The organism is Streptomyces sp. NPDC002520 (genome assembly GCF_053595235.1).
In genome coordinates this window covers 177,851-191,453 of record NZ_JBSFXG010000012.1, presented here as the reverse complement: position 1 = coordinate 191,453, position 13,603 = coordinate 177,851, and the positions used below count along the sequence as shown (strand labels likewise).

The window sequence follows — 13,603 nt, the reverse complement described above, 5'->3', positions numbered from 1 at the left end:
GGCGACGCGGCTGTGGAGCAGCGGGGTTGCCCTTCCGGGGCGGAGAACAGCGACGTCAGATCGATGGGAGGACTCTCTTTCGTTACAGGTCCCCGAAGGGGCCTGGCGTGCCGTGACCGGGCACAGCGGTCCTACAGCTTGGTCATCTTGCCGTACGGGCTCAGGATCCGCATTTGCGCCGAGCCGAAATCCACGAGCGCCGCGACTCCGTCCTCGATGCCGATTACTCGGCCGAGCCCGTACACGTCGTGTGTGACCTGGTCGCCCACGGCGAAGTGCTTGGGAACCGGTGCGACCGGGGCCTTGAAGGGGCTGGTGGGCAGATGGCGCCTCGGCGCAGCAGGCTTTGTCATGGTTCAGTATGGGCCTACGTGTATCCCGTTCGCTGTGGCCGTCGACACATGTCCGGCCGGGGACAACCGGTTCATGCCACTGACCTGGTGTTTCGAGACCCGGTGAGGCGAAACTGGACCGTAGGTCCCCCTTCACTGACCGTGGCTGACCCCTGTATCCGCCCGGTCGCGGCACGCACCTCAGCCGATGACAGTCAGCCACGATGGCACCCCCGGTCACGCTACCGGCTCGTGCCGACGACCAGAGGAAGCCGCGACGGCCGACCCGGGCCGGCCGCAGCTTCCTGGCCCTCAGCCTGGGTAGCGACGGCGCTTGGGCGGCCACATCACCGCTGACCTGGGCATACGTCTTTCTGACGGCAGCCTTGCCCTGAGTACCAGTTCGGCCGAGATGGTCTTCTCGGTCCCCCTCCGGCTGCTGCCCCGGCGCACGACCACCCGGATCACCGACCTCGTCCAGGGCGTCCTCACCCTTCATCTGACCAGATCAGACTGAAGACGGAAAAGGGCCATGGACGCAGCCTTCGGAGAATCAGCGCCCTCCACCGAATCCGGAACGCGGACACTGTGCTGCGGGCCATCACGCTGGATTCAGCGTACTGTCTGCCATCCGCCCGGCACGCTGATCGACGGAACCGTGCGCAACGCCGTCGGCCACGTGCACTTCCTCAGTCATGGGGTGACTTTAAGGGCTGTCCCCTCGCCGTGGTCGATCTCCTTTCCACGGGGAGCCCCGTTGCCTCGTGCGTCCGCGCCCGGCCGCACAAAACCGCAACGGCACTCTCCGACCTTCTGATCAGCATGCCGGCAGTTCGCCTCATGAAAGTTCAAGGCCAGGTGCTCTTTGAGCCGTGCGTGGCGGAATTGGTACACCGCGCCGTGGCGGCGCAGAACGCCTCGTTCGTGGGCGTCCTGCAGGAACGCGTTCAGGTCCCTCGGCAACCGCCCCGCCAGGCGAAGCCAGATCCGGGCCAGGACCACCCAACGCCCCCAGGCAGTCATGGTGCCGATCCCTAGAGCGACCATGGATCCGGCCACCAGTCCGGCCCCGAATCCGGCGAAGGCGCTGTTCGACAAGAGCCCGAACATGGTCCCGTACACGACCCAGATCACCAGCCCGACAGTGATGAGCTGCTTGCGCACCGTGGCGCGACTCGCGTCAAACAGGAGCGACGGGACGACGCGTTGCTCTCTCCTGATGACCTTCTCGAACCCGGCTCCGAGAGCGGCGACGAGGCCCAGCACGAGCCCCAGGCCGATCCCTGCCGCAAGCAGCACTCCCGCAAGCCGTCCGATCACGGGCCAGGGGGAGCCCAGGAGGGCATTGAAGGCCGCGCTTCCGAGTGCCCACAGGAGCCCGAACAGGAGGCCACCGGCGAGCCCGCCCATGACTCTCGGGCGGAAGTTCTTCCGCAGTGCTGTCCCCGACCAGCTATCAAGACTGAGTTCCATGCGCGACGGTTCGAACTTCGGTCTGCCGGCCTTCATCTTCGTGACGAACCCATGCATGAGCCCGAAGGCAAGCCCCATCGCGGCCCCGTTCGCGGGGCCGGTGAGACCTGCCACCATGAGCCCGGACGTGGGTCCGTAGTAGAGCCAGTCTTCCGCACCGTAAACGAGTCCGGCCACAAGGCCGGAGCCGATTCCGACCGTGACGCCGACCTGCAGCATTGCCCAGCGCAGCTTCATGGAAGTGCCCAGCTGCCACCACTCGATGTCGGGTATACCGCGATGTGTCAGATGTACGGCAAGGTAGCCGAGCCAGTGCCGGGCGCGTATTTCCACCCGGCGCCGGTCTTCCTCTCCTCCTACCCCTTCTGCGGGCTTGTTGTCGAGATTGCGCTTGTAGGCGGTGTGGATGAAGAAGTCCAGTAGGTGCTTCTCAAGGGCGTCCTGGGTATCGAATTTTTTGGTATTCAGCAGGTCCGACGGGTCATCGGACTCGTAGGCGAACCGGGCAAGTGTGGCCATCAAGGGGGTGGTCAGCGCGGAGGCAAGATTGGCCCTGGCCTGGGTGGGCGAACGACGTTTCAACTCGTCCAGGACGTAGGGCCACCCTTGTTTGTCGGTGACGCCCGTACCGTCGGCAGGGGATGTACCGGTGACCTTTTGCAGGTATTCAACGGCCTCGTCCAAGCTGAGGTCGACCAGTTCAATGGCGGCGGCGGAGGGTACGACCTTGTCCTCGCTGACCTTCATGACAGTTTCGATCGCTTCCCGACGACTGGTCACCACCAGCTGCCGGCTACTGCTGTTGAGTTCATTCAAGGCATCTTTGTGCAGATCGACAACGATCTCGTCGAACCCGTCCAGAATCGGCAGCACGTAGCCCGCTTTTACCAGTGCCGTGGCCCATGTATCCCCTCTGGGGCCGGCCTCGGCGAGAAAGGGCTGATCCCGCTCCAACTGGCCAATCATCCATCTTTGCAACGAATCGGAGTCAGGGTTCCATGATCCGAGACTGAAGACCACCGGAACCGGCCCTTTGCGGTCCTGACAGCGCGCTTCCAAACGGCTCAGCGCAAAATGCAGGGCCAGGACACTCTTCCCTGAACCTTCCCGTCCCAACACCATCAGCCAGCGGGACTCCGCCATGATCTCGGCCAGTGGGCCGGCCAGGCTCGGCAGGGGGCCACCCGCTACCCCGCTCGGGGCATTGCGGGTGTCCTCTCCGCCGATGGGCGCTCTCCCGAACGATGTCCGCCGCCAATGCACAGGCAGCGAGACCCAATCCAGCAACCGCAGCCGCTCCACCTCATCCCGCACGCGTGACAGGACCTCGAACGCAAGCTCATTGGCCTGTTCGGCCAGCGCAAGCTCGGCGGAGACCTTTCCGCCAGTGTGCACGACGACCGTGTTTCCGTCGCCGGTAATCACAGTGCCCGAGTTGTTCTGCCCGATCGAGACTGATCGGGCGCCCGGTTGGTCAGACGTGGGCACGACCGGAGCCGTCTCCCGCAAACCCGGTGCCACGCACACCGTCAGAGATGATCCTCGCGCCATCACCGGTGGAGATGATCCCCGAGTTGCTCCCGCCGACCGCCACCGCGCGCGGGCCGGTGGCTTGCACGGCTGGGCGCTCCGGCAGCATCGCCGACAACTCCGCGGCGAACTGTGGGTCGTCCCCCATGGCCTTCTTGATCTGCAGGCGCAAGGCGGACAGTGCGTCCCGGTCCTCCCTCATCTCCGCAAGGTCGGTGACGGCGGCTTCAACCGACTCGGTGTTGGTGCCGCGGTGCAGGATGCGAGCGAGCAGTCGCTGCCCCAGCCGCACTGTCTCTTGGGCCGCTTCGTCCTCGGCCCGGGTCAGCACGCTGACACCGTACGCACCCACCGCCGCTTCAACAGCGGGCACGATCTGGCCGAGTAGGGTGTCGACATCAACCAACAGGACCCATCCCCTTCATCAGAAGCACAGTTTTTCCTGCACGGAGGGGCAATCCCCTTCTGGCACAAGGCGGTCAACTCCGAGGGTAACGTCACGGCAGCTCCCGCGCTCAACAGATTCAGCCAGTAATACCTCCCCATGGCGCGATATCGCGCTCGCCCGGGACGTGCTCCGTACCTTGAAGATCGATAAACCTAAACACGAGTCCCTGGCGTACAGTCAGGCGCGAAAATCCTTCAAGGAGGAACTGAGGCCACTCGTGCCGCGTCCTACGGTTGACGGCACAGACTTGCTGGCCGAAATCGTCCGGGCGCCGCCGATCTGGTACCGGGCACGTGATCTGAGCAGCATGTCGACTCTCGGGAAAATCAGAGTCGTTCAGTAATGGCACACCTGAGCAACGGTCGGAGGTAAATCATGAGCATCAGGTGCGGCAGGCCAGGGTTAAAGATCATCCTTGGCGCCGCAACGGCATTGACAGCGGCAAGCATGACGGTGGGCGCTATCGGGTCCGGAACGGCTGCCGCGCAACAGCTTTCGCGAACGTTCGGCTACACATGCACGTCGTACGCGGTCGGCGACCACTCCTTCACGGCGGAGGTCACCGCGCCCCTCCCGGACACGATCGTGGTCGGCCAACCCGGCAGGACCATCGCCGTCAACGCGGTGGCGAAGGTGAACGCGAGTGTCACGCAGTGGATGGCCAACAACGGCATGTCAACCATCGAGGGCACGGTGGACGCATCGGCCCATGTGGCCGCGCCCGACCAGCAGTTGGACATGCCGGTCCCGTTCCGCATGACCAAGACCACCGCACCGGCGTCCGGTCCCTTCAATGTCAGGGCAACCGCCAGCGTGACCACGCCCACGTTCAATCACCCGGGCAAGGCGACCGTCACAACGGGCGGCCTCACCCTTCACCTCCTCGCGAGGAACGCGGCGGGCACCATGTGGCTCCAAGCCGACGCGCAGTGCACCCTCAACACCGGGCAAAGCAACGTCGTGACGTCCTTCGACATCACGACAGCGAGTTCGGTGCCCTCTGCCACTCCGAAGCACACAACCGGAGCCGTCGTCCCTGCCGCTCCGAGCCGGAAGACCGGATCTTCGGGCGCTCGCCACACGCATCGGACGAGCGGACCCGTGGCCGCTGCCGTTCCAGATCCGGCAACGACCAACGACGCCAGGCCCACAACGAACCCTGCCGCGACCACGCCCAACAACCCGGGTTCCAAGCCATCCAGCGCCACCACTGAGCCGAACTCAGCCTCGGCAAAGCCGAGTTCGGCCGAGCCTGCGACCGCCGAGAAGCCCTTGGCCACCGGCCACAAGACCAGGATTCTCATCCTGCTGGCCGTGGGCGTACTCCTCGCATGCGCCGCCGCCTTCTACCTTGGCACGCGACGGAAGAACCACCGTCGCACCAGTGACGACGGAGCGGATCAACGGCCCCTCGACCCGAAGCAGGGCCTGATCACCGCAGGCGTCGGGGACGGAGGGCTCGACGTCGATCACCTGAAGGTGAATACAGCTGCTCCCCAGCCTGAGCGCGGCGGTAGGAAGACATCGCGTGCCGGTGTGGACAGGCGCGTTACGGAGGGCCGGAATCTCCTGCTGGGACGTCACATGCTGAACCGGGCCGACCATCGGGCCGTCGGCCTGCGCGCGTGTGGTGACGCCGACTCGAACAGCCAACTCCCGGATGTGTCGCGGGGCGAGGATGTCGACGCCGCGATCCACGAGGAGCACGACACCGGCTACGCCGGCCAGGCGTAGTCAACGAGCACGGTCCGGGCGCCGAAGGCTCAAGAGGTCAAACCCCGACGTCCTCGCCATGTTAATGCGGGCGGGTTCGGCCTCTTGACTTACCCGGCCTCGGGCCGTGTCCTGAGCGAGGAGGCGCTCTCCAGCGCGATCGCCAAAGCGCAGTCCGGGCTCCCCTACCAAGTCGGACCAGCCCTCGCTGAGTTCCGGGGGTTCGCACCCCAGATGACTGAACTGCTTGGCATGCTTACCACCTCAGCGTTAACGCGTTGTCCCCCCGGCAGGATTCGAACCTGCGACACCCGCTTCGGGAGTTCGGTCTACGCCTGCCTCTGGGGCTGTCGACGGCTGTTCCGGCTGTCGCCCAGGGGTGCTGCTGTATGCCGCTGTCCGGCCTCGTTGATGTCAGCCGTGGATGTCAGTAGTCGCGCTGTGAGCGGCGATCAAGCGGACGGGTGAGGTCTACTGTCGGCCTACTCGCCAAAGTGCTCAGCCGCGTGCACGTGAACGTACCCACCGAGTTGTGGGTGCGGGAGCCGGTAACAGGGCGCGGCCGTGAGTATCAGGGGATGATGACGACCTTGCCGCGGATTCGGCCGGCTTCACTGAGGCGGTGAACGTCCGTGACGTCGGCCAGCGGGTGTGATGCGCTGATGTCGAGGGTGACCTTCCCCGTGTCGACGAGTTCGACGAGCGCCGCCAGATGTGCCACATCGTTGCGGGCGACCATGTGCATCGCCGTCACCCCGGTTTCGGCAGATGGCTCGACCGGGGTCGCGATCGAGACGATCCGCCCGCCCGGCCGTACCACAGATGCCAGCGCCGCAGCATCGTGCAGGCTCAGCGGAATGAGATTGAGCAGTGTGTCCACTGGGCGGTCGAGCGCGGCTGCGACCGGCACGGCGGTGTAGTCGATCACGTGGTCCGCTCCGTGCCTTCGGACCGCCAGGGTGCTGCGGGCGCTGGCCGTGGCGATCACCTCGGCCCCGGCATTCTTGGCGAGCTGTGTCACGAACCCGCCGACCCCTCCCCCCGCACCGTTGACCAGCACCCGCTGGCCCACGGCCACCTTCCCGTGCTCGAACACCGCCTGCCAGGCTGTCAAGCCGGCCACGGGAAGGGCCGCAGCGTGCGTGAGAGGAACGGTGGCCGGCGCCGGAACAAGCAGTGCACCCGGCGCCGAAACGTACTCGGCAGCCGCCGCACCCTCCAGCCGCCCCACGACCCGGTCACCGACGGCAAACCCCTCGGTCCCCGGGCCGATCTCGGCAACCGTGCCGGCGACGTCCCAGCCCAGTGTGTAGGGGAGATCCACGGGCAGGAACGCCTGCAGTAGCCCGGCGCGCAGCGCGGCCTCGGTGGGATTGAACGAAGTCGCCGCAACGCGGACGAGCACTTCACCCAAGGCGGGTCGAGGCCGGTGAACGTCGTCATAGCGGATCACGGACGCGTCGCCGAACGCATGGATACGCGCGGTCTTCATCTTCATGCCGCGAACCTACGGTCATCAATCGAGACGATCCATGCGTCATAGTGCTGTATTCATACGTGAACGTCTCATGCATAGGCTCGCTCCATGGATGTGCTCAGCGATGTGATCAGCGTGGCGCGGACCGGCCGGCCCCGGTCGGCGTACGTGCGACGGCATGCCCCGTGGCGACAGCAGTTCGCCTCCGTACCGGGGTCAGCAGGCTTCCAGGTGATCCTCGAAGGCACCTGTTGGCTCCTGACCCCACACACGGCGCCGCTCCGAATGGGTGCGGGCGACCTGCTGTTCCTGCCGCACGGCAGCGGGCACACGCTGGCCGACCACCCAGCATCTGCGGTGACAGCCCCTGCCTGTACCCCCGACGACCCCGAGCTGTCCGAGTCCTATGCGTCGGACAGCGTCGACCGGCTCGGCCAGGGCGGTCCGGTCACCGTGGTGCTCTGCGGCGCCTACCAGCTCGAACGGTCCCGAACCCACCCCTTGCTGCTGACCCTGCCGGACCTGATCCACCTGCCGACCGACCCGAGCCGCCACCCCGAACTGCACGCCGCAGTGCAACTCCTGGCCGTCGAAGTGGGCAATCCGCGCCTGGGTACCGGCGCTACCGTCCCCGCGCTCCTGGACACGCTCCTGATGTACATCCTGCGCATCTGGCTTGCCGAACAGCCCACCCGCCGCAGCACCACCGGCTGGGCCGCAGCGCTCAACGACCCGGCGGTCACCGCCGCCCTCCACGCCGTCCACCGGGACCCGGCCGCACCCTGGACCGTGGCGAAGCTCGCCGCGGAAGCAAGCCTCTCCCGGGCAGCGTTCACCCGGCGCTTCTCCGCACTGATCGGTCAACCGCCCCTCGGCTACCTGACATGGTGGCGGATGACCACGGCAGCCCGCCTCCTACGGGCGACGGAAGCGCCCCTGCGGTCCATCGCCGCCCAGGTGGGCTACACCTCCGAGTTCGCCTTCGCCAACGCGTTCAAGCGCACGCACGGACTGGCCCCCGGCGCATACCGGCGGGGGAGCTGAACCGTACAGGCATCTGCGTTGTTGGAGATGCCGCCACTCCTGCCGTCCCCACGCCATCTCCCGTCTCGGAAGAGGTGCCATCCCGGCACCAGGCGTAGCCAGTTCGCCCCACCGTCCGCACGTTCGGGTGATCGCCCTGCGTTCTACCGGTCCGGCCGCGCCCCATCCGGAATCCTGATGCGTCCCCACACCAGGAAGGAGCCGTCTTTGGCCACCCAGCTCGACCGGATCCGCCTCGACCCGGCCGAACACGACGAGTGGCGCCTGCGCGCCTTCACCGAGTGGGCGGCACATCTGAACCCCTCACGCCTCACACGCCTGAACGCCCTCCAGCACGCCCGCGCCACCGGCACCACCGCCTACCTCCACCAGGGAGAACCCGCATGAGCCACCCGGACACCTGGCCGACCATCAGCGCCCTCGCCGACCACTTCAACGCCAACCACGCAGCGCTCGGTCTTCCAGCCGAAGAGGGATACACCCTTCAAGTCCTCAAGATCGGGGAGGAGTTCGGCGAAGCCGCCCAGGCCGTCATCGGCGCGCGCGGCACGAACCCCAGGAAAGGCCACTCGCATACGTGGGACGACGTCCACGCCGAAGTCGCCGACACCGCGATCACCTCCCTCGTCGCACTGGCCAGGATGCGGCCCGACGCCGCCGCCTACTTCGCGGCCCAGCTCGCCCTCAAAGCGTCCGCCTTCCTGGGCAAGGAGCAGGCCGATGGCTGACGTGCTGCCGCGCGCGCAATGGGTGCGCACCCTCCCGTCCGTGATCGTCGGCGCGTGCGTGATGATCCTCGACCCCGACGACCGGATCCTCCTGGTGCGCTACGGCCCCAGCCAGCCCGGAAGCGGCCGCTGGTGGATGCCCGGTGGCATGCTCGACCACTACGAGGCCCCGCACCACGCCGGCGTCCGGGAAGTACTGGAGGAGACCGGCATCGCCCTGCAGGGCGAACTGCCCCTCATCGGCGTCGACTTCCGGGTCGACGTCGGTGGCACCGGCCCCGTGATCGACTACTTCTTCAATGGCGGCATCCTCGCCCCCGGCCATCCCGTCAGGCTCAGCCCCGAGCACGACCGGCACGCCTTCGTCCACCCCACGGAACTCGGCAGCCTTCCCCTCGCCGCACACCACGGGACCCTGACCGCCCTCCACGCGGCGGCACTGTCCGGCGAACCCGTGTACCTGCACGAGGGCCGGCCTCTGCATGCCGGACACCAGGACGTCTGATCATGCGGAGCAGACGGTCATGTCCCGGCAACGGTGGGGCTTCTCGTGGCCGACGCCGCGCGAAGCCCAGAAAGGCGACCGTCCGGGCTAATTATGCCCGGGGACCAGGAATACCTTTCCATGCCTGCCTTTCTGCTCGGCCTGGGTGACAGCCTCCTGGATGTCGTCGAGCGAGTATTTCCGTCCGGGAGACGTTTCTACGATCCCCTCGTGCATGAGATCTATGATGTCCTGATCCAACTGCCTCCGTTGCGCATCACTGAGCCTCGGAAGCCAGTACCCCAGCCAGTAGACTTCCAGGATTCTGCGGCCAGCCAGGATGAAACGTGGATCATCCCCGATTTGGATCGGCTCGCCTGTGAGGGAGCCGTACACCAGCATTCTTCCGTCTTCGTGGAGTGACTTGAAGATCTGGGTGCCGGTTTCTCCTACGACGGGATCGATGGCGTACTTGACACCTTCGGGGGCGACGAGTCTGCGTACTTGTTCGTCGATGGGCCCGTCGCTGGATACGATGACGACATCGGCACCAAGACGTTCCAGCTCTTCTGCCGATTCCCGCCTGCGGACGACGTTGACGGTGCGGATGCCGTCCCGTTTGGCCAGCCGGATCACCATGCGTCCCAGTTCGGACCCGGCCGCGGACTGGAGTAGCCATTCCCCTCGGGGGACGGCCAGCACGTGGCGGACCATCAGGATGGCGGAGGCCGGGTTGATGACGAAGGAGGCCACCTGGTCATCGGGGATTTCGTCGGGCGCGAGGAACAGATCGCCGGCAGGGACGACAGCGTATTCAGCCCAGTTACCCCCTGGACCATTGACGACTGATACCCGCTGCCCTTCGGATACTTCCTTCACTCCTGGCCCGAGGGTTTCTATCACGCCAACGCCTTCAAATCCGGCCGACGCCGGAAAATGCGCTTCGACGCCCGCATAGCATCCCCGCACGTACAGGAGATCGGAGGGGTTTACCGGCGTCTCCACCATGCGGACCCTCACCTGGCCCTCTCCGGGCTCAGGAAGGGGCACGTCTTCTACGGTAAGAACGTCGCTCGGCTCTCCATGATGGGCGAATCGGATAGCTTTCATTCTCGGACTCCTGCACCTGTCGGGTCACATGTACAAGTGGCGAGTTGACCATCACCCGCAGGAGTGATGCTGCTGACCTGTGCACTCGTGATGCGCGGTGCCGCGGAGCGGCGAGTGATTTCGCCGGAGCCGCCCTGCCAGGGCGAATGTCTATCGGCAGCTTCCCCGCTCAGCGACGATAACTCGCGCAGCGGTGAAGCGCATGTCGGCTGAGCAGCCGATTGCCGATTGCCAGGTCCCGGAGGAATTGTGCCGCCACGGTGTCCGAGTCAGGTCCGCGTCGCGCGCAGCGCCGCATACTGCAGGGCCGCGAACCCGCCGACCGTGACGGCCTGCAGCGGGATCCACACCGCGCCCGCCGCCGTCGGCGACAGCAAGGCGACGAGCGCGATCAGGCTGACCGCGGCCCAGGCCAGGTTCGCCTCGATGACGGCACGGACCGGCAGTATCGGCGGACTCTTGCGGGCGGCGAGGAGTCCGACGCCGGCACCGTAGAGCGTGAGGAAGACACCGAGCCCCAGCAGCAGCCCCTGGTCCATGCCGAGGAACCGGCCGAGCGGCCCGGAAGCGGTGAGGTAGGCGAGTCCGTTGGCCGTGGTGGTGACGGCGTCGAGGGCGAGGAAGCGGCGCAGCATGGTCTGCGGCTGGGAGGTGCGGGCCAGGGCGGCGTGCTGAGAGACGGACATGACGGATCGGCCTCCGTGGGTGTCGAGGTCCTGCGGGAATGGGCTGCCCGGGGTCCGGGCCGGAGTGCGCCGGCCCGAACCTCGGTAGGGACCACCCTGCCCGGCAGGCTCCGGACGGTCGATTACGTCGGAGGTAATGCATGCCTTCACCGTTCCTCGCGCGAGGCACCTTCGGGCGCCGGCCCTATCCCGCGCCCGGACGCCGAACAGGACTGGCGGCACTACCTGTTCGCGCTGCTCGCCTTCACCGTGGCGGGCATCGGCGCGCTCTTCGCCCTCCTCACCCTCCAGGGCAAGCTGCCCTGGTCGACCGGCCACGCGGGCATGCCGTGGCGGCTCGCCCTGCACACGGCGGTCAGCTTCACCACCAACACCAGTTGGCAGTACTACGCGGGTGAATCCACCACCGGCCACCTCGCGGTGATGGCCGGCCTCGGCGTCCAGGCGTTCGCCTCCGCGGCCGTCGGCATCTGTGCCGCGCTCGCCCTCGTGCGGGGCCTGGCGCGCCGCGACACCGACCGGCTCGGCAACCCTGTCCCTGGGCCCGCCGGCGGAGGGGCTGCAGTAAGGCTCCCGGGCCGGCCCTCCCTGCCTCCCTCCCTCCCTCCCTCCCTCGTCGGCCGACCCGCCCGGGCCAGCATCGGATGCGCCCGACCTCCGCACGCATGACTCTGTTGGGGACCGTCCGAGCGGCCCCGGTGAGGTTCCGATGGCGTATGGCCTGTCACGTCGAGAGCTGAGCCCCAAGGTCCCCCTCCTTCCCGGGGAAGGGGCGAAACACCACCTGACCAGCCTGGAAGGACTGGCCGCGCTGTCGCTGGACGCGCTCAGCTCGGTGGCGTACGGCCCCGAGGCGATCGTGCTGGCGCTGGTCGTGGCGGGAACCGGCGCCCTCACCGCCACGCTGCCCATCACCCTGGCGATCGTCTTCCTGCTCGCGGCGCTGGTGGTGTCGTACGCCCAGGTCATCGCCGTGCACCCGGACGGCGGAGGCGCCTATGCCGTGGCCAAGGCGGACCTGGGCGGCATGTCCAGCCTGCTGGCCGCGGCCAGTCTGGTCGTCGACTACGTCCTGACCGTCGCCGTCAGCCTCACGGCCGGCGCGGACGCGCTCGCCTCCGCCTTCCCGGCTCTCGCACACGACAAGCTGCTGGTGTGCCTGGCGGGCCTGGCCCTGCTGACGGTGGTGAACCTGCGGGGCATCACCGACAGCGCCCGGGTGCTGATGCTGCCGACCGTCCTGTTCATCGTGGCGATCGTCGGCGTCATCGTCGTCCGGCTGTTCCGCGCGCACCCGGCAGCCGTCGTCGGTACCGCGCAGCATTTTCCCGCACACGAGGCGCTGGGCCTGCTGCTGATTCTCAAGGCGTTCTCGTCCGGCTGCTCCGCCCTGACCGGTGTGGAGGCCATCGCCAACGCCGTGCCGACCTTCCGTGCTCCCCGGGCCAGGCGTGCCCAGCGCACCGAGTTCATGCTCGGCGCGCTGCTGGGGCTGATGCTCGTCGGCCTGGCCGTGCTGATCCGTCGCGACCACGTGGCCCCACGCGGGAACGTCACGATCCTGGCGCAGCTCATCGCGGGCGCCTACGGCGACGGCTGGGCCTACTACGCCACCAACCTGATCGTCACCCTCGTACTGCTCCTCGCGGCCAACACCAGCTTCGGCGGCCTGCCGGTCCTGATGAGCCTGCTGGCCCGCGACCACCGCCTGCCCCATCTGTTCGGCCTGCGCGCCGAGCGGCCCGTCTACCGCTACGGCGTGGTGGCTCTCGCCATGCTGGCCGCGCTCCTTCTTCTCGCCACGAACGCCGACACCCACCGCCTGATCCCGCTCTTCGCGATCGGGGTGTTCATCGGCTTCACCATCAGCCAGATCGGCCTCGTGCGGCACTGGGCCACCCAGAAGCCGGCCGGCTGGAGGCGCCACGCGGTGATCAACGGCACGGGCGCGGTGCTCACCACCCTGGCCGCACTGGTCCTGCTGCTGACGAAGTTCATGGAGGGCGCCTGGGTCGTGGTGATCGCCGTGCCGCTGATGATGCTGCTGTTCGCCCGCATCCAGCGCTACTACACGGAGGTCGGCAGGGAACTGGAGCTGGGTCGCGTGCCCGCACCGCCCGACCGCCGCACGGCGAGCCTGGTCATCGTCCCGCTCGGCGAGGTCAGCAAACTCGCCCGGCACGCGATCAGCGCGGGGCTCGCCCTGGGCGACGAGGTGGTCGCGGTCACCGTCCAGGCCGACCCGGACAGGACGCGGGCCCTGGAGGAAGCCTGGAGCCGCTGGAACCCGGGCGTCCGGCTCGATGTCATCGACAGCCCGCACCGCTCCCTGGTCCAGCCGATCGTCGACTACGTCGAGCGCGCCGCCCAGGACGGACGCCAGATCGCCGTCCTCATCCCCGAGGTCGAGCCCAGGCACCGCCGCTACGAGATTCTCCAGAACCAGCGCGGACTGCTGCTGGCCACCGTCCTGAGAGCGCGCACGGACGTGGTGGTGTGCTTGCTGCCGTACCGGCTTCGGTTGTGATGGATCGCGTCGCCGCGGCGCAACAGCCCGCCGGATTGCCCGGACTGAGTC

Annotated in this window: 14 protein-coding genes; 8 read left to right on the top strand and 6 right to left on the bottom strand. The window is 67.3% G+C overall.

The window, feature by feature from the left end; all coding sequences use genetic code 11:
• Nucleotides 1-131: 131 nt before the first annotated feature.
• Entirely contained in the window at nt 132-353 is a 222-nt protein-coding gene (locus ACWD5D_RS19400; protein WP_451373925.1) for a hypothetical protein, read from the bottom strand.
• Nucleotides 354-666: 313 nt separating this feature from the next.
• Here ACWD5D_RS19400 and ACWD5D_RS19395 point away from each other — a divergent pair, with 313 nt between their 5' ends.
• Nucleotides 667-849 carry a hypothetical protein gene (locus ACWD5D_RS19395; protein WP_451373924.1) on the top strand — a complete coding sequence of 61 codons (183 nt, stop codon included), beginning with the start codon at nt 667-669 and terminating at the stop codon, nt 847-849.
• Between the two features lie 176 nt (nt 850-1,025).
• Here ACWD5D_RS19395 and ACWD5D_RS19390 read toward each other — a convergent pair whose 3' ends face one another.
• Together ACWD5D_RS19390 and ACWD5D_RS19385 are read right to left on the bottom strand one after the other, a co-directional pair.
• The gene (locus ACWD5D_RS19390) at nt 1,026-3,293 is read right to left on the bottom strand and encodes an NACHT domain-containing protein (protein ID WP_451373923.1); all 2,268 of its coding nucleotides are present in this window, start codon (nt 3,291-3,293) and stop codon (nt 1,026-1,028) included.
• A complete protein-coding gene (locus ACWD5D_RS19385; protein ID WP_451373922.1) occupies nt 3,280-3,741 on the bottom strand; it encodes a hypothetical protein in 462 nt (153 codons plus the stop codon). The genes ACWD5D_RS19390 and ACWD5D_RS19385 overlap by 14 nt, the downstream gene beginning before the upstream one ends.
• 417 nt (nt 3,742-4,158) lie before the next feature.
• Here ACWD5D_RS19385 and ACWD5D_RS19380 point away from each other — a divergent pair, with 417 nt between their 5' ends.
• Nucleotides 4,159-5,517: a DUF6801 domain-containing protein gene (locus ACWD5D_RS19380; RefSeq protein WP_451373921.1), complete on the top strand. Its 1,359-nt coding sequence runs from the start codon at nt 4,159-4,161 to the stop codon at nt 5,515-5,517.
• A gap of 550 nt (nt 5,518-6,067) precedes the next feature.
• On the opposite strand, the gene ACWD5D_RS19375 is transcribed toward ACWD5D_RS19380, so the two are convergent.
• On the bottom strand, nt 6,068-6,994 hold the full coding sequence (locus tag ACWD5D_RS19375; RefSeq protein WP_451373920.1) for an NADP-dependent oxidoreductase: 927 nt from the start codon (nt 6,992-6,994) through the stop codon (nt 6,068-6,070).
• 87 nt (nt 6,995-7,081) lie between these two features.
• On the opposite strand from ACWD5D_RS19375, the gene ACWD5D_RS19370 reads away from it, so the two are divergent.
• The 4 genes from ACWD5D_RS19370 (at nt 7,082) to ACWD5D_RS19355 (ending at nt 9,250) form a co-directional block, all read left to right on the top strand.
• Nucleotides 7,082-8,017: an AraC family transcriptional regulator gene (locus tag ACWD5D_RS19370; protein ID WP_451373919.1), complete on the top strand. Its 936-nt coding sequence runs from the start codon at nt 7,082-7,084 to the stop codon at nt 8,015-8,017.
• Nucleotides 8,018-8,224: 207 nt separating this feature from the next.
• On the top strand, nt 8,225-8,404 hold the full coding sequence (locus ACWD5D_RS19365; protein ID WP_451373918.1) for a hypothetical protein: 180 nt from the start codon (nt 8,225-8,227) through the stop codon (nt 8,402-8,404).
• Nucleotides 8,401-8,745 (top strand): MazG-like family protein, encoded by a 345-nt coding sequence (locus ACWD5D_RS19360; protein WP_451373917.1) that lies wholly within the window; start codon nt 8,401-8,403, stop codon nt 8,743-8,745. The genes ACWD5D_RS19365 and ACWD5D_RS19360 overlap by 4 nt, the downstream gene beginning before the upstream one ends.
• Entirely contained in the window at nt 8,738-9,250 is a 513-nt protein-coding gene (locus ACWD5D_RS19355) for an NUDIX hydrolase (RefSeq protein WP_451373916.1), read from the top strand. Before ACWD5D_RS19360 ends, ACWD5D_RS19355 begins: the two co-directional genes overlap by 8 nt.
• Nucleotides 9,251-9,337: 87 nt before the next feature.
• Here the strand turns inward: ACWD5D_RS19355 and ACWD5D_RS19350 are convergent, their stop codons facing one another.
• Together ACWD5D_RS19350 and ACWD5D_RS19345 are read right to left on the bottom strand one after the other, a co-directional pair.
• Nucleotides 9,338-10,339 (bottom strand): zinc-dependent alcohol dehydrogenase family protein, encoded by a 1,002-nt coding sequence (locus ACWD5D_RS19350; RefSeq protein WP_451373915.1) that lies wholly within the window; start codon nt 10,337-10,339, stop codon nt 9,338-9,340.
• Between the two features lie 269 nt (nt 10,340-10,608).
• Nucleotides 10,609-11,025: a hypothetical protein gene (locus tag ACWD5D_RS19345; RefSeq protein ID WP_451373914.1), complete on the bottom strand. Its 417-nt coding sequence runs from the start codon at nt 11,023-11,025 to the stop codon at nt 10,609-10,611.
• A 15-nt stretch (nt 11,026-11,040) separates the two neighbouring features.
• On the opposite strand from ACWD5D_RS19345, the gene ACWD5D_RS19340 reads away from it, so the two are divergent.
• Both ACWD5D_RS19340 and ACWD5D_RS19335 read left to right on the top strand, forming a co-directional pair.
• Nucleotides 11,041-11,694 (top strand): potassium-transporting ATPase subunit KdpA, encoded by a 654-nt coding sequence (locus tag ACWD5D_RS19340; protein ID WP_451373913.1) that lies wholly within the window; start codon nt 11,041-11,043, stop codon nt 11,692-11,694.
• Nucleotides 11,695-11,734: 40 nt separating this feature from the next.
• Nucleotides 11,735-13,552, top strand: a complete 1,818-nt coding sequence (locus ACWD5D_RS19335; protein ID WP_451373912.1) for an APC family permease — start codon at nt 11,735-11,737, stop codon at nt 13,550-13,552.
• Nucleotides 13,553-13,603: the final 51 nt, after the last annotated feature.